Source organism: Acinetobacter sp. SM34, from assembly GCF_022012365.1.
Lineage (GTDB): Bacteria > Pseudomonadota > Gammaproteobacteria > Pseudomonadales > Moraxellaceae > Acinetobacter.
In genome coordinates this window covers 24,917-41,488 of the sequence record NZ_JAKLTP010000013.1, presented here as the reverse complement: position 1 = coordinate 41,488, position 16,572 = coordinate 24,917, and the positions used below count along the sequence as shown (strand labels likewise).

The following is a 16,572-nucleotide window of genomic DNA, read 5'->3' as shown; positions in this document are numbered from 1 at the left end:
GTACTAATCACGTGGATTAAAACAAGAAAGATAACCTATACGGAACTTCATATGGTTCATATGCATTATGATTTTAGCCTGGTAATTGTTTCAATAATTATTACTATTTTGGCCTGTTATTTTACAGTTTCATTCGAACAATTATTATTCCGTGGCTTGGGTCAGAAATATGAAAAAATGCTTCTCATCATTAGTGGTCTCACGCTCGGAGCTGCAATTTGGTGTATGCACTTCACCGGTATGCTCGCTTGTCATTTGCCGGTAGATTACTCTTTAGATTATGGTCTTACTTTTGTTTCGTATCTTATTGCGTTTATTGCATCGACCTTTGCGATTTGGCTGACCACGCGGGAAACCTTACCCTTTGGCCGGCTTGTCTTAGGGGCGGTACTGATGGGAATGGGTATTGCCGGAATGCACTATACCGGCCTGATGGCACTGGTCCTCAATCAGCACCAAATTTATTATGATCCTCTGCTGACGATTTTTTCCGTTTTAATTGCAATCGCTGGTTCAGGTTTAACGTTCTGGCTCATTTTTAAATATAAAAATGCAGCACAGAAAAAGCTGCTGATCAAGATTTCTTTGGTAGGTATGATGGCGCTGACCATTGTCGCGATACACTATGTTGGTATGGGGGCAATTGTTTTTCATGCCATTGCTGCAGATCGGATGGTTACACATTATCAAACCGGGCAAGGATTAATTTTATTAAGTGTTATTTTAGTCACCAGTTTAATTTTTCTCGCAGCATTTTGTGTCGCTATATTGGAACAAAGACTCGAAGTCCGGAATATACAGCTCTCTAAAGCCAATCGTGAATTGGCCAATCAGGCCGTGCAGGACAATTTAACCCAATTACCCAATCGTTTATTCCTTGCGGAATATTCACATTTTTTATTTACCGATCATCGTTACAGGAATGATAAAATTGCCTTTCTCTATATCGACTTAGATCGTTTTAAAGCGGTGAATGATGTATTTGGGCATCATATCGGTGATCAGTTGCTGGTGCAACTGGCCAGCCGTATTCAGCACAAGCTGAAACCAAATGAAAAACTGCTTCGTTTAGGTGGAGATGAGTTTTTGATGGTGCTGGAACAGGCCACCCTTGAACATGCCATTGCAAAAGCAGAACAGCTGTTGGGGCAAATTCAGGACAGCTTTTTGATCGCCGGTAAAGAGATCAACATTTCTAGCAGTATTGGTATCGCCCTGTACCCAGATCATGGCAATAATTTGCAAGATCTGCTGATTAATGCCGATGCAGCCATGCTGACATCGAAATATCAAGGTAGAAACACCTATTCCCTGTTTAGTTACAGTGCTGATCAGCAGGAGACCAAAAGTCAGACCAAATTGATCAATGATCTATATAAAGCCGTTGAAGAAAAACAATTTGTTCTATTTTACCAGCCCAAATTTACCACCCGGGATTATGCAATTTGCGGCGTAGAAGCCCTGATCCGCTGGAATCATCCAAGCTTGGGAATGTTGACGCCGAACATGTTTATAGGTGGCGCGGAAAAAACCGGACTGATTATTCAAATGGGCTATTGGGCACTTGAACAGGCCTGTAAACAAATTCAAATCTGGGAGCAAAATGGTTCCAACTATTTTCCTGTCGCAGTAAATTTATCCGCTGTACAATTTGAACATAAGCACCTGTTTTCAACACTGGAAAATTTATTTGATAAATATCAGATTAATCCCAATCATTTAGCCATCGAAATTACCGAATCGACCGCCATGCATCATGTGGATTCTACAATTCGGTGTTTTGAGCAGCTGCGTCAGATGGGCATTAAACTGGCGATTGATGACTTTGGAACAGGTCATTCCAGCTTTTTATATTTGAAGAACTTACCGGTAGATGAATTGAAAATAGATCGGGAATTTATCCGTGATCTGGCAGTTGGTTCAAAAGATGAAATGATTTTAGAAAGTATTATCCAGCTGGCTATAAAACTGGGTCTGGTGGTTACTGCAGAAGGGGTTGAAACACCTTTACAGGCAGACATATTGACCCGTTTAGGCTGTCAGCAATTGCAGGGCTTTCTGTTGGGAATGCCGATGGATGTGAACCGTTTGGAAAAGATGGACAAGGCATTATTTACTTAAGATTGGTGCGAACCGAACAAGTTTAGTTCATTTCAAAAGTTTTATGATCTGCTACAATATGGCCAATTTTTTATATTGATCAGTTCTGATCTTTTTCACTGCCATTCTGCAGTAGGTATCTTTCATGAGTTTTAAAGACGAATTAGCGGCGCAGGTCGCACAGCGACGGACGTTCGCGATTATTTCCCACCCCGATGCTGGTAAAACCACCATGACAGAAAAACTATTGTTATGGGGTAAGGCAATTCAGGTTGCAGGGATGGTCAAAAGTCGAAAGTCAGATCGTGCTGCAACGTCTGACTGGATGGAAATGGAAAAAGAACGTGGTATTTCCATTACCACTTCGGTTATGCAGTTCCCTTATAAAAATCATGTGATCAACTTGCTCGACACCCCGGGGCATGAAGATTTCTCTGAAGATACTTACCGTACTTTAACTGCGGTTGACTCTGCATTGATGGTGATTGACGGTGCAAAAGGGGTCGAAGAACGAACCATTAAATTAATGGAAGTGTGTCGTATGCGCGACACTCCGATTATTTCTTTCGTCAACAAAATGGACCGTGAAATCCGTGAACCATTAGAATTGCTTGATGAAATTGAAAATGTCCTGAAAATCCGCTGTGTACCCATTACCTGGCCACTGGGGACAGGTCGTGATTTTGCTGGCGTATATAACATCCTCGAAGAAAAATTCTACGTTTACAAAGCCGGTTTTGGCTCAACCATTACCGACATTGAAGTCCGTGATGGCTATGACCATGCTGACTTGCGTGAAAAAGTGGGTGAGCTGGCTTTTGCTGCCTTTGAAGAATCTTTGGAATTGGTGCAAATGGCCAATGATCCATTAGACCCTGAAGAATTCCTGGCAGGCCGTCAAACACCGGTACTATTCGGTACTGCATTGGGTAACTTCGCAGTCGATCATGTGTTAAATGCCTTTATTCAATGGGCACCAAAACCTAAAGCACATCCTACTCATGAACGTGCTGTAGAGGCGAATGAAGAAGGCTTTACCGGTTTTGTTTTCAAAATTCAGGCCAATATGGATCCAAAACACCGTGACCGTATTGCATTCATGCGTATCTGTTCGGGTAAGTATGAAAAAGGCTTAAAAATGAATCATGTCCGTCTGGGTAAAGATGTACGGATTAGTGATGCCTTGACTTTCTTGGCGGGTGAGCGTGAACAGCTAGAAGAAGCTTGGCCGGGGGATATCATTGGTTTACATAACCATGGCACCATCCAGATTGGCGATACCTTTACTTCAGGTGAAAATTTGCACTTCACCGGTATTCCACACTTCGCGCCGGAAATGTTCCGTCGTGTGCGTTTGAAAGATCCTTTGAAATCTAAACAGCTGCAAAAGGGTTTAAAAGAACTTTCAGAAGAAGGTGCAACTCAGGTATTCATGCCGCAAATCAACAATGATCTGATTGTGGGGGCAGTCGGTGTGCTACAGTTTGATGTGGTAGCGTATCGTTTGAAAGAAGAATACAAAGTTGATTGTGTTTACGAGCCTGTAAACATTAATACTGTGCGTTGGGTTTCATGTGATGATGAAAAGAAATTCAATGAATTTAAGAAAAAGGCACATGATCAGTTATCGCTAGATGGCGGTGGTCATTTGACTTATCTGGCACCAAGTCGTGTGAATTTGCAATTGATGCAAGAGCGTTATCCGGATATCCAGTTCCGTGCCACACGCGAACACTAAAATAAGCAAAAATAAAACAGCTTCTTTATGAAGCTGTTTTAATTAGGGGGCTATTAACCCTTCATAAATAGTTTGCGCTGTGGGCTAAAATTAAGCAGATAAGGCATGAAACGCAAAGAATAGCGAGACTATTTTTAAGTTTCGTAACGAAATCTGAGAAAATTTTAGCCACATGAGCAAAAGCGAAGCACTGCTTTGTTTTTAGCGCAAGGGACTAGCATATTTTTTGCTGCTATGTCGTTACGAAGCAGTTATTTAGAATGACTAAATTTCCTGCTTCGTGCCTCATATCAGTAAAAAATATGTGTCGTCGCAAACATAGATGAAGTGTTAACAGACCCCATTAGAATCATTAACATAGATGAATGACTTGAGAAAAAAGAGTGGTCAGCATGAACGGGAAAATAAGGGCTGCATCCATAATCGCCATTGCTCTGATGCTCAGTGCCTGTGATGCTTCAAAACAAGAATCGAAACAACAAGAGCAGGAACAGTCTCCTGCATCGGTCTTTAAAACCGAGCAGGCCGAGGTGTTGCCATATTTAAATATTCAGGAGCAAGAGGCAAAAATTGCCTTGCCTTTTTGTGAAACCAAGAATTGTATTGATCTGAATATTCAAACAGTCCATACCGAAGATGCCTGGTTAAATGACTGGATTGCCAAGAGTCAGGCCAAGGTCATTCAAGATCAAATTGGTCTAAAGCAGGATATGAGCTTGCAACAGGCTATTAATGCCTATGTGAAAAAGTCTGATGCCTGGCAAGCCGAATTTTCCAAAAATAAGCCCTATGAACTGGCAATGTATACCCGTATTGCCTATCAGCGTAATCAGTACGTATTGATGCAGCTAGGAGTCGATACAAAACAAGAAGAAGTAAAAGTGAAAGAACGCTATTATTTCTTTGTGGCTGATCGTAAAACACAGAAAGCAGTGACTTTACTGGATATTCTGGAGCCCAAGCAGCAAACGGTCATGAATGACATTGTGCAACAGGCTTATCAAAAATGGTTAAAACAGCAAAAGGCTGAAGTAAAACAAAAAGCCCCGAAAAAGCTGTATTGGGGACAGGCAGACTGGTTCTTTGATCAAGAAGGCGTTGGTTTACATTATCGTACCCATGAAATTGTTAAAGATGGCGCTCAGTTGGATATTTATTTAACCAAAGCACAAACCCAACAGATATTGAAAGCTGATGCTTATCAGCATATGTTTTAGTAAGCCGTAATCCATACGACATCGAGTGAACGTCCATTTACCAGATTCAAGTTATAGGTCAGATGATGCTAAAAAATAAAACAATATTTACCCTAAGCCTTGTTGCTACAGCAATTGCATTGAGTGCATGCCAACCTAAACAAGCTGAGCCTAAAGAAGAACACACAAAACCTGCCCAAACCGCTCAACTGGAAGTTTTAAAATTGGCCGGAGATACTGAAAAGTTAAGTTTAGATTTGCCTGAATGTGATGGGAATAGCTGTCCTGAAATAAGCATCGAGCGTCTTTCCACTAACCAGACTTTTATTGATGAATTTATCGATCAGCAGATTTTAAAACAGCTGGATCATACTGTAGATATTTCGCCGAAATCGTTGAATGCAAACCAGCATGCGACCACTGCGAGCGGAAATTCGAAAGATTCAAATCCAGCTCAGGCAGATGAACCAGCGGCATCGGCAGCTATTGAAACACCGAAACAAAAACTGGAAAAACAGGTTGCCCCTTATCTGTATACATTTTTATCGCTGGATAAAGAGCTGAAGGCCTTAAGTGCCAATCATCAGATTAGTCTGATGATTAAACCGAAGATTCTCAATGCCGGACAGCCTTTGGCAACCGTGGTGCTAAATTCGAGCAGCTATCTGGGCGGGGCACATGGTTCATCCTCACAGTATTATTATAATTTTGACCTGAAGAAGAAAAAACTCGTTAAATTGGATGATATTTTGGCGCCAAACCAGAAAGCTGTACTGGAACAGAAAGCCCATGAAGTGTTTAAAAACTGGGTGATTGAGTCCAAGCTGGCAAACAGTGTCGATGAATACGAACAGGCATGGAAATTTAGCTTGTCGGATAATTTCTATTTATCGACTCAAGGTTTGATTTTGCAATATGGGGAATATGAAATTGGACCTTATGTGGTGGAATTGCCACGTTTAACTATTCCTTATGACCAGCTGCAAACGGTACTGAAGAAAGCCTATCTGCCTCAAGCTGAAGTAAAAAATCAAGCAGCTGTAAGTGCAGCCAGTGACACTAAAGCCCAATCTTAATGTCTTGTTCACTGTTTGATACTCACACCCATTTTGATGTTCCTGATTTCGATGCAGATCGGGAACAACTGGCGCATGCGGCCAAAGCGGTGGGGATCGAACGCCTGATTTTGATTGGTTTTATCCAGTCGCGGTTTCAGGATTTATTGCAAAGTCACCAGTTCTTAAATCAATTGGCTGATGCTCCGCAAAGTTACTTAGCTCCGGGATTGCATCCCTTTTATATTGAACAGCATCAAACATCACATCTGGCCGATCTGGAACAACTTTTAAAAACTGAAGATTGTGTCGCGATTGGAGAAATTGGTTTAGATACCTTTTTAAAACATCACAAGCAGCCGGAAATTTTTCAGAAGCAAAAAGATTTTTTTGCAGCACAACTGGAATTGGCGCAACAGTTTGATAAACCCGTGTTATTGCATATCCGAAAATCGCATGCCGAAACACTGGCTATATTAAAACAGCAGCAATTTAGCTTGGGTGGGATTGCGCATGCTTTTAGTGGCGGGATAGAGGAAGCCAAGGCCTTTATTAAACTGGGTTTTAAAATTGGGGTGACCGGACAAATTACCAATCCCAATGCCAAAAAATTACATGCCGTGGTTCAGGCCATTGGTGCTGAGCATCTGGTTTTGGAAACTGATTGTCCCGATATGACGCCTTTATGTTGTCAAAGTTCTACTGAACATCGCACCCGCAATACGCCAGTCAATTTACCTTATGTGCTGGATGGGTTGGCACAATCGCTAAATCTGGATCAGACTAGGCTTGCGGCAAAACTCTGGAAAAACTCCCTAGATGCCTTAAGGCTGACATCTTAAAAAAATATTGTAAAACCAGTTTTTATCGCTCAATATTGGGTTTTTAACTGGATAATTTGCCTAGAGTCGGTCGTGCTATGTGACCGATATTTTATGCAATGTTGCACAGATTCATTTTCTGTTCTTAAATGCTGTCTATACTACTTAAAAATCTAAATGACAATAATGAGTGAATTATGCAAAGTAATAATCCTATTTTGACCCGGGTAGAAACCCAGAGTGATTTTAACCAGACCATGACGGTGCAAGGCGCTATCCAAAAGTCGGTGTTATTAACCGTGATTGCTGCTGTAGTCGGTTTATCGTTATTTTTATATAGCTTCTTGACCCTGAATATCTCGATTGCCTATTCCGCTGCAATCGTGGGGACAATTGGCGGCTTTATCCTGGCACTCATCACCACCTTTAAACCGAATACTGCACCGGTATTGGCCATTCCTTATGCGCTGTTTGAAGGTGCATTTTTAGGCGGGATTTCGGTATTGTTTCAGCTGAAATTTCCTGGAGTACCTTTGCAGGCCTTGCTTGCGACCTTTATCACTACCTTGGTGATGTTTGGCCTGTATCATTTCCAGATTATTCGTGCCACAGAAAAATTTAAAGCTGTGCTGATGTCGGCTTCTATTGCTATTGCCATGGTATTTGTGGTGCAAATGGTGATGAGTTTGGCTTTTGGTTCCAGTATTCCTTATATTTTTGAAAGCAACTGGCTCGGAATTGGCTTTGCTGCTTTTGTTGCGGTGATTGCTTCTTTAAACCTGATTCTCGATTTTGACCTGATTGAATCTGCCGCTGCACAATATGCACCGAAAGCGATGGAATGGTTGTGTGGTATTGCGTTATTAGCGACTTTGGTGTGGATGTATTATTCATTCCTGCGCTTGCTGGGGTTGTTACAAGGGGATGATTAATCCGCTTAACAATGACAGCTAATTAAATAGCGTGATCAATTCAAAAATGCTCCCCCAATGGCGGAGCATTTTTTATGATTTTTACACAACATGTTAAAAAAAGGCGCATTATGCAATTTCGCAAATGCTTCAGACTTGGCATTATGCTTGTAAATTATTTTGAGTGAGATTCACATGGCACAAGGACTATTGGCGGGTAAGCGTTTTCTCATCGCGGGTATTGCAAGTAAGTTATCCATTGCATTTGGTATTGCTCAAGCCCTACACCGTGAAGGTGCGGAACTGGCATTTACCTATCCGAATGAAAAATTAAAAAAACGTGTTGATGACTTTGCTGAACAATTCGGTTCAACTCTGGTTTTCCCTTGTGACGTGGCTGTAGATGCTGAAATTGACCAGGCTTTTGTCGAATTGGCAAAACATTGGGATGGTTTGGATGGCGTAGTTCATTCAATTGGTTTTGCACCAGCGCACACTTTAGATGGCGACTTTACCGATATTACTGACCGTGAAGGCTTTAATATTGCGCATGACATCAGTGCTTATAGCTTTGTTGCGATGGCACGTGCTGCAAAACCTTTGTTAAAAGTTCGCCAAGGTTGCTTGCTGACGTTGACTTACCAAGGTTCTGAACGTGTAATGCCAAATTACAATGTCATGGGTATGGCGAAGGCATCGTTGGAAGCGGGTGTACGTTATTTGGCATCTAGCTTGGGTAGCGAAGGCATTCGTGTAAATGCTATTTCAGCAGGTCCAATCCGTACTCTTGCAGCTTCAGGCATCAAGTCTTTCCGTAAAATGTTAGACCTGAATGAAAAAGTTGCACCACTGAAACGTAACGTGACCATTGAAGATGTCGGTAATGCTGCATTATTCTTATGCTCGCCTTGGGCAAATGGTATTACCGGTGAAATCATGTATGTTGATGCTGGCTTCAATACTGTAGGTATGAGCGCTGATTTGATGGCGGATGCGGAATAATCATTTTCAGTTCCCTCTCCCCGTGGGAGAGGGCTAGGGTGAGGGATTGCTTTTTCTCCCTCATCCCGACCTTCTCCCAAAGGGAGAAGGGGGAAATATGGCAATAAAAAAGACCGCTTTTGCGGTCTTTTTTATTGCAGTCTAAAGCTTGCTTAAGCTTGACCTTCAGCAGCAGCGGCTTGAGCACGTTGCATATTGGCTTCGAATTCGGCATCGAAGTTAATTGGTGTAAGAAGCAATTGCGGGAAGCTTCCTTTCGTTACCATATCATTTACAGCTTCGCGTAAGAATGGGAACAAGATATTTGGGCAATATGCACCAAGAATATATGGAAGACGTTCTTCTTCAACGCTATCAACCAAGAAAATTCCTGATTGGGTTACATCAACGATGAATGCTGTTTCACCCGCGTTGTTCGCTTGAACAACAACTTGTAATGCAACTTCATAATGGGTTGCATCAATTTTTTCTGCAGAAGAAGACAGGTTGATGTTTAATTCAGGCTGCCATTCTTTGGTAAATACTTGAGCCCCAGGTACTTCAAAAGAAATATCTTTAGTATAAATACGTTCTAGCGCTAATTGCGGTTGAGCTTGTTGTTCACTCATTTTTTAATCCTTAATATGAGGGTGACTTAATAAAAGTGTTAAGCCAATAATTCGTTGAGTTTTCCTTCACGCTCTAAAGCATAAAGTTGATCAAAACCACCGATGAATTGGTCGTTAATAAAAATTTGTGGAACAGTACGGTGATTGGTGCGTTGCATCAGTTCAACACGTACTTCAGGCGCTTCGTTAGATAAATTAATTTCTTTATATGCAACGCCTTTACGCTCAAGAAGTTGTTTCGCGCGAACGCAGTAAGGGCATACAGTAGTTGAGTAAATTGTTACTTCAGCCATTCAAAATCTCCAAGCGTATTATTTGCTTTTAATCAGCGGTAAGCCTTGCACTTTCCAGTTGTTAATTCCACCGTCCAGACGGTAGCTGTCGGCATGACCCACTTGCTGTAAAGCGGTACCTGCAATTTGACCCAGGTTACAAATGAACACCAGTGGTCGATCCGCAGATTTTAACTCTTCAACATGGCTTGTAATCTGGCTATATGGAATATTACGGCTGCCGCTGATATGACCTTCACGGAAATCTTTTGCATCACGTAAATCAATCAGCATGGCATTTTTAGCTTTCACTAAAATACCTAAAGATTGTGGTGAAATTTTACGACCATTGCGTTGTCCTTCTAAAATAAAGAACAAAACAATCAACACCCCAAGTGTTCCAAACAAGAAGGGGTGATTCCCCATAAATTCGAACCAACGTTCCACAAGTCACCTAATTACAATTTCAAAATTGCGTAGAGTATAGCCTATAAATATGGCGATCAAAATCACCGCTTCAAGTGCTAAGGGTTAAGAAAAATTAATTTTTTTGCTGTGCTTCTGTAATTTCATCAATTAAACGCAAATAACTGTCCAAACGGCGTTGCAAAATTTCACCGCTTGCGGCGGCTTGGCGTAAAGCACACTGTTTTTCATGCTTATGGGTACAGTTACGGAACTGGCAATGCCCCAACAGATTTTCAATTTCAGGAAAACCGTGTTGAACCTTGTCCAGGTCTAAATGCCACAAGCCAAATTCACGAATCCCCGGGGAGTCAATCAGTGCGGCTCCTTCACCAAAGGCAATTAAACGGGTAGAGGTGGTGGTGTGCTGACCTAGTGCCGAGTTTTCCGAAATCACATTGGTTTTTTGCGCTGCATCGGGAACCATGGCATTAATCAGCGAGCTTTTTCCGACCCCGGACTGGCCCACAAAGGCAACAGTTTCACCAGCTAAACGTTTCGCTAGTTCAGTTAAATCACCATCAGATTGAGTTTGAATCACTTCATAGCCTAAAGCTTGATATTCTTGCATCAGGGCCAAAATTGGATCATTTTCCTGAATTAAATCTGCTTTATTTAGTACCAATAGAGCAGGAATGTCGGCATCGGCACAGGCCACAAGGTAACGGTCGATTAAGCTGGGAGCGACTTCCGGAAAGGAGGCAAACACAATCACGATCAGGCTGACATTGGCCGCAACAGGTTTAACTTTATGGTAGCGGTCAGGACGGGTTAGCAGGGATTGACGTGGATGAATCGCAGTAATAATGCCGAGTCCGGTATTTGGATCAGCCTGCCATTTTACCCGGTCACCTGTGACCAGTGCTTCCAGATTGGTTCGGGTATGACATCGCCATACACTGCCGATTTCAATCGGTTTCCAGAACGGTTCGGGTTCACCTGCTGCAACGATAGGTTTGGTGGGATGGGTTTCGGGCGCTGAGAGGGCTTGCACTTCAAGTTGACGGCCATAATGTTGAACCACTAAGCCTTCCAGATCATTTGAAGTGTCGAGTTCTTCTTGACGTGTTTGATGTTGTTTCTGAATGCGGCGCTGCTGCTGTTCAGTTAAACGACGTTTACGAATTAAAGCCATTCATATCCTAGAAAAACCATGAATTAAGTAAGGCAAAAATAGCATGAAGCAGGGTAGGAGTTACAGCCAAGTTGCAATAAATTTGCTACTATAGCTGTTTTTAAGCCTAATAAGATTGCACATTTATGAGCAGCACCCCTGATACCCGCCTGATTTGGATTGACCTGGAAATGACAGGTCTGGATACGGATAACGATCAAATTATTGAAGTTGCAACGATTGTGACTGACGATAACCTGAATATTCTGGCGGAAGGGCCGGTGCTGGCTGTTCATCAATCAGATCGCGTGCTCAATGCGATGGATGAATGGAATACGCGTCAACATGGACAATCAGGTCTGATCGAGCGGGTACGCCGCAGTAAATTGACCGCACAAGATGCCGAACAGCAGACGCTGGAATTTTTGAAAAAATGGGTCAATCCAAAATCATCACCGATGTGTGGTAACTCGATTTGCCAAGACCGCCGTTTCTTGCACCGTTTAATGCCGGAAATGGAACAATACTTCCATTACCGTAATCTTGACGTATCTTCAGTCAAAGAGTTGGCGAAACGCTGGCGTCCAGAAATTATGAGCGGCCTGAAAAAGAATGCCTCACATTTAGCCATGGATGATATTCGTGATTCGATTGTTGAACTCAAATATTATCGTGAGTATTTCTTTATTACCAATAAGTAAAGAATGATTGATTTATAGAAATTGAAAAAAGGGGCGAAAGCCTCACTGCTGTACCATAGTTGAAGTCCATGTGTCAGATTCGCGAGTGTGGCAGGGATGTCACACATTCCACATCACGACAGGATGTCGTGTATGGGGAATAAAGACTTTTGCCTACTTTTGGTCTGTCAAAAGTAGGGTTTAGCCTACACAAAGCCATTTAAACTTTTAAAGAAAAGACAAGGCTGTGAAAAATATAAATATCAAATATTTAAAGATCACAAATCATCGTGCTGATTCAGTACTAAAATAAAATTTAAATTATGGGACAGTAGTGGCGAAAGCCTCTTTTTTTATCTTTGTCACAACTGCTGAAGGATGCGAAAGATATAGATTATCGGATTGAGCTGGGATTTGATAAAATGCCTCGGTGTTTTTTAGATGCCAGATGACGAATGACTGATCTCCTTGAAGATGATGAATATGACCGCCGCTTTGCGGGTGTAGAGAAAATTTATGGAGATGAAGCCTTTCGTCAGTATGAACACAGTCATGTGATGGTAATCGGCATTGGCGGAGTCGGTTCTTGGGCGGTTGAAGCTTTGGCACGTACCGGTATTGCTGAACTGACCTTGATTGATATGGATGTGGTTGCCGCTTCTAATATTAACCGTCAATTGCCTGCCATGACTTCAACTCTGGGACGTGAAAAAATTGAAGTGATGGCCGAGCGTTGTTATTCGATTAATCCACGTATCAAGATCAATCTGGTGGATGACTATTTAACGCCTGATAATGTCAAAGAGCTGTTAGCAAATAAACCTGATGTGGTTCTCGATTGCATTGATGATGTTAAAGCTAAACTGGCCTTAATGCTGCATTGTCGTTTTAATAAAATTCCTTTGATTGTATCGGGCGGGGCAGGCGGCAAGCTCGATCCCTTAAAAATTCGTGTCGCAGACTTGTCTAAAACTGAACAGGATCCGATGCTGGCCAAATTGCGTAGTCAGTTACGTGCCAAAGGCATTTGCAAAAAGCCGAAAGAAAAATTTGGTATTAGCTGTGTCTATTCTATCGATAACCCATTTTCAGGTGCAGAGGTCTGTGCCAGCGCCGGCCTGCGCTGTGGTGGTTATGGTTCAGCAGTAGTGGTGACTTCAAGTTTCGCCATGGTGGCGGTGTCAGAGGTATTGAAAAAGCTGACGGTTAAAAAAGCAAAAACGGAAGCATTAAAATCATGATGTAAACCCGAGTCTGTTGATCTTTAAGCTGAGTACTAAATACATTTGGATGCTCCTGTTAAATTTCAGCAGACTATTACTGCTATTCATAAAAATTAAAACAATTGAAGCAGAGACATTTAACCAAGTTAAAAATAGTTCAGGTATTTGAGCAACTGTAAAATTTATCGTTAATGAGCATTTAATAAATCTAAAGATAAATTCGACTTCTTAACTCTCTTTATAAGCAAATTCTTTTTCGTTGTTTCTTATGATCTTTAAGCCAATCTTTTATTATTCAAATGTATAAGTTGAGTAAGGTGAGATATCTAAAGCGAAAAATATCACTACTCTAAAAAAGAAGTGAATGCACAAATTAAATAATTTCTTATTTCTAAAGTTTAGCTTCAGGAGAAGAGCAATGACGGATAATCATAATCGCGAAAAATTATGGCAACTGATCAAGGAAGTACGATATGCCATGATCAGTCATACGACTGAAACACAGGAATTACATTCACAACCCATGACCATGCTGAATTCTGAGAAGACTGAGCAGATGAGTGAAAGTCACAATCTGTATTTTATCTTGAGTGATAGCAATGATCTGGTGAATGCAGTCAATTCCGGTCGTAATAAAATTGGATTATCTTTTGCCAAGCCCTCTGACAGCATTTATGTCTCGATTAGTGCACATGCCCGTATCAGCACAGATCCAACCTTGATTGATCAGCTCTGGAACCCGTGGGCTGAAAACTGGTTTGAAGGAAAGGAAGATCCGAGTGTACGCATCTTGGTGGCTGCAGCAGTCAGTGCAGAATATTGGAACGTGACTGACAATAAAGTGACTCAGCTATTTAAACTCCTTAAAGGCAGTCTTACTGGCCATGCTGGCGGAGTCGAAGCGGATCACAAAAAACTCGACTTATAATCTGCTTATATTTAAGGCTGTTTAAAAGATAGGCTAAGTGTTTAGGATTTTCATTCATTTTATTTTTAGGGTGATGAAGAACAAGAGATTAAGAAGAACACGTATAGATAAAAATACCTGTTCTTCTTTTTATATCTATTGAGCTGAATTTTTTAGCATCTTTATAAGAATTAAAGTCCAAAATAATAAGCCAAAAGACAAATTACAATGGTCAGTAGAATCAGTTTGATAACGCCCGATGTACCGACCTTGTGCGAAGCATGGGTAGGATGGCTTTTTACATGTGGGGCGATATGTGGAGTGCTAGTTGCACCATCCAGTGGATTGGCCACTTCAACTTTTTTCAGTTTTGCTGACTGATAATGATTGGCTACCTTGACGATAAATTTTGCTGTTAAATCATCCATTTTTTGCGAAAAATGACGTAAATTCAGCCGTTCATCAGTACTGAGTTCACCGCCATCCGCATGATAGGGATGTTGCTGCTTCTGCTCAATATAACTGGATAATGCTTCCAAGCGATGTAGCGTGGTATGCGCATAATCCGCCTGATATTCACTTGGCAGTAAAGGCAGATATTTACTTTCCGGCAAAGGAGAGCCATCTGCATTTTCTGTCGCAGCCTGAGTCATCCCATAATAAGGAAAATCCCGATGGACAGGTTCAACAAATCCACCGGCAAACTTGCTGTCAAATAATTCGTTATTGGTATAAATCTGAATGTCATCCCAATTCGGCTGTTGCAAATCGGCATCGATACGTTTGGCTAGTTTTGAATTCAGCTCAAAACGCCAGAAGGTTTCCTGGCGACATTGTTCCTGCTGTGGCTTGGGCACTTCGTAATCATTATCGGCATTATACCATTCAGCCAATTCCTTGCCGAAAATCCAAGCAGTCTTTTTATTGTGTTTATGGCTGACAATAAAATGCGGAATGGCCAGCAGTTCAACATTGGCATTTGGATTCTGTTCATCACTTAACAGACTGGAACTATGCAGGCTAATACGAAGCGTTCCCTGTTTTTTTAGACCTTCCAGCCAGATTTGAAAATGTTGTGCCAATAAATGTTGTGACAGCAGATCTCGGAAACGCAAATTGTGCTGGTTAAAAATGGCATGTTGTACCCAATGATTAAAGCTCAGATTCTGGCTGAGATATTCATTGCCATAGGTCACCAAAGTAAGCTGCTGTTTCCAAATCTGATCAAGTGCCATTGTTATTTATCTCATAAATATTGGCTTTATCTTATACTTTTTCTAAATCTGGATGCCAATCTAATTTTTCCTCTACAGGGAACTTCATCAACACGTTCAAAAACTGTTAGAATATGGGGTTTTATTATATTTTTAAATTGTTGCTTTGAGAGTTACTATGTCACTGGAAGCCCTGACCACTGAAGCGCTCGCTGCGATTGCAGCAGCTCAAGACCTTGCTACACTCGATCAAGTACGGGTGCAATTTACAGGGAAAAAAAGCCAGCTCGCGGAACAATCGAAGGCGCTTGGTAAAATGGATCCTGAAGAACGTAAAGTTTTCGGGGCAAAAATTCATGCGGTTCGTGAAGCGATCACTGGCGCATTAACGACACGCCAGGCAGAATTACAAAAAGCTGCACTAGAACAAAAACTTGCTAGCGAAATGATCGACATTACCTTGCCAGGTCGTGGTCAAAGTGTGGGTAGCATTCACCCTGTAACCCAAGTGCAAGAACGCATTTGTCAATTCTTTACCAAAGCCGGTTTTACTGTGGCTACCGGCCCTGAAGTTGAAGATGACTATCATAACTTTGAAGCCTTAAATATTCCAGGTCATCACCCTGCGCGTGCCATGCATGACACCTTCTATTTTGATGTGAATCATTTATTGCGTACCCATACTTCGGGCGTGCAGATTCGTACTATGGAAACACAACAACCGCCGATTCGCATTGTCTGCCCAGGCCGTGTCTATCGCTGTGATTCGGATCAAACCCATTCGCCAATGTTCCATCAAATTGAAGGCTTATACATTGCGGAAAATACCAGCTTTGCAGAACTGAAAGGTTTGTTGGTGAACTTGCTGAACGAATTCTTCGAAAAGGACTTAACCGTTCGTTTTCGTCCATCTTACTTCCCGTTCACTGAACCAAGTGCGGAAGTGGATATTATGGATGAACGCGGTCGCTGGCTAGAAGTTTTGGGTTGCGGTATGGTGCATCCAAATGTACTTCAAGCTGCCGGCATTGATCCTGAAAAATATAAAGGTTTTGCTTTTGGTCTAGGTGTAGAACGTTTTGCGATGCTTCGCTACGGTGTGAATGACTTACGTATGTTCTTCCAAAATGATGTGCGTTTCTTACGCCAATTTGCTTAAACGAATTTATTAACCTCTCTTGCGAAGCAGTGCTTCTCATCTCCTAAAAAAGGAGAGGGGTTGTCCATGTATGACTCGGGGTTCTTCCTCCTTAGGAAAGAGAGGGA

At 41.7% G+C, this 16,572-nt stretch carries 16 protein-coding genes; 11 read left to right on the top strand and 5 right to left on the bottom strand.

The annotated features are described in order from the left end of the window. Positions 1-51: 51 nt before the first annotated feature. From LZZ98_RS11610 to LZZ98_RS11580, 7 genes are all read left to right on the top strand, one after another. Entirely contained in the window at positions 52-2,121 is a 2,070-nt protein-coding gene (locus tag LZZ98_RS11610; protein WP_237787982.1) for a putative bifunctional diguanylate cyclase/phosphodiesterase, read from the top strand. 124 nt (positions 2,122-2,245) lie between these two features. Continuing rightward, the gene (locus tag LZZ98_RS11605; protein WP_237787981.1) at positions 2,246-3,838 is read left to right on the top strand and encodes a peptide chain release factor 3; all 1,593 of its coding nucleotides are present in this window, start codon (positions 2,246-2,248) and stop codon (positions 3,836-3,838) included. 392 nt (positions 3,839-4,230) lie between these two features. Then, complete coding sequence (locus tag LZZ98_RS11600) at positions 4,231-5,055, top strand: hypothetical protein (protein WP_237787980.1); 825 nt, start codon at positions 4,231-4,233, stop codon at positions 5,053-5,055. 65 nt (positions 5,056-5,120) lie between these two features. Next, a complete protein-coding gene (locus tag LZZ98_RS11595; RefSeq protein WP_237787979.1) occupies positions 5,121-6,110 on the top strand; it encodes an RsiV family protein in 990 nt (329 codons plus the stop codon). Beyond that, positions 6,110-6,931: a TatD family hydrolase gene (locus tag LZZ98_RS11590; protein WP_237787978.1), complete on the top strand. Its 822-nt coding sequence runs from the start codon at positions 6,110-6,112 to the stop codon at positions 6,929-6,931. The genes LZZ98_RS11595 and LZZ98_RS11590 overlap by 1 nt, the downstream gene beginning before the upstream one ends. 176 nt (positions 6,932-7,107) lie before the next feature. Then, positions 7,108-7,842, top strand: a complete 735-nt coding sequence (locus tag LZZ98_RS11585) for a Bax inhibitor-1/YccA family protein (RefSeq protein WP_237787977.1) — start codon at positions 7,108-7,110, stop codon at positions 7,840-7,842. 174 nt (positions 7,843-8,016) lie between these two features. Next, positions 8,017-8,823, top strand: a complete 807-nt coding sequence (locus tag LZZ98_RS11580) for an enoyl-ACP reductase FabI (protein ID WP_237787976.1) — start codon at positions 8,017-8,019, stop codon at positions 8,821-8,823. A gap of 152 nt (positions 8,824-8,975) precedes the next feature. Here LZZ98_RS11580 and secB read toward each other — a convergent pair whose 3' ends face one another. From secB to rsgA, 4 genes are all read right to left on the bottom strand, one after another. Next, on the bottom strand, positions 8,976-9,431 hold the full coding sequence (gene secB, locus LZZ98_RS11575) for a protein-export chaperone SecB (RefSeq protein WP_086175789.1): 456 nt from the start codon (positions 9,429-9,431) through the stop codon (positions 8,976-8,978). A 38-nt stretch (positions 9,432-9,469) separates the two neighbouring features. Continuing rightward, positions 9,470-9,724 carry a glutaredoxin 3 gene (grxC, locus tag LZZ98_RS11570; RefSeq protein WP_086175788.1) on the bottom strand — a complete coding sequence of 85 codons (255 nt, stop codon included), beginning with the start codon at positions 9,722-9,724 and terminating at the stop codon, positions 9,470-9,472. Between the two features lie 18 nt (positions 9,725-9,742). Further along, positions 9,743-10,150, bottom strand: a complete 408-nt coding sequence (locus LZZ98_RS11565; protein WP_086175787.1) for a rhodanese-like domain-containing protein — start codon at positions 10,148-10,150, stop codon at positions 9,743-9,745. 94 nt (positions 10,151-10,244) lie between these two features. Beyond that, positions 10,245-11,303 carry a small ribosomal subunit biogenesis GTPase RsgA gene (gene rsgA / locus LZZ98_RS11560; RefSeq protein WP_237787975.1) on the bottom strand — a complete coding sequence of 353 codons (1,059 nt, stop codon included), beginning with the start codon at positions 11,301-11,303 and terminating at the stop codon, positions 10,245-10,247. Between the two features lie 125 nt (positions 11,304-11,428). Here rsgA and orn point away from each other — a divergent pair, with 125 nt between their 5' ends. The 3 genes from orn to LZZ98_RS11545 all read left to right on the top strand — a co-directional run bounded on the left by orn (position 11,429) and on the right by LZZ98_RS11545 (position 14,113). Further along, positions 11,429-11,983 (top strand): oligoribonuclease, encoded by a 555-nt coding sequence (orn, locus tag LZZ98_RS11555; protein WP_237787974.1) that lies wholly within the window; start codon positions 11,429-11,431, stop codon positions 11,981-11,983. A 434-nt stretch (positions 11,984-12,417) separates the two neighbouring features. After that, positions 12,418-13,203 (top strand): tRNA threonylcarbamoyladenosine dehydratase, encoded by a 786-nt coding sequence (locus LZZ98_RS11550; RefSeq protein WP_237787973.1) that lies wholly within the window; start codon positions 12,418-12,420, stop codon positions 13,201-13,203. Positions 13,204-13,603: 400 nt separating this feature from the next. After that, positions 13,604-14,113, top strand: a complete 510-nt coding sequence (locus LZZ98_RS11545) for a pyridoxamine 5'-phosphate oxidase family protein (RefSeq protein ID WP_237787972.1) — start codon at positions 13,604-13,606, stop codon at positions 14,111-14,113. A gap of 170 nt (positions 14,114-14,283) precedes the next feature. Here LZZ98_RS11545 and LZZ98_RS11540 read toward each other — a convergent pair whose 3' ends face one another. After that, on the bottom strand, positions 14,284-15,327 hold the full coding sequence (locus LZZ98_RS11540; protein ID WP_237787971.1) for a hypothetical protein: 1,044 nt from the start codon (positions 15,325-15,327) through the stop codon (positions 14,284-14,286). A gap of 157 nt (positions 15,328-15,484) precedes the next feature. On the opposite strand from LZZ98_RS11540, the gene pheS reads away from it, so the two are divergent. Further along, a complete protein-coding gene (pheS, locus tag LZZ98_RS11535; RefSeq protein WP_131267062.1) occupies positions 15,485-16,465 on the top strand; it encodes a phenylalanine--tRNA ligase subunit alpha in 981 nt (326 codons plus the stop codon). Positions 16,466-16,572: the final 107 nt, after the last annotated feature.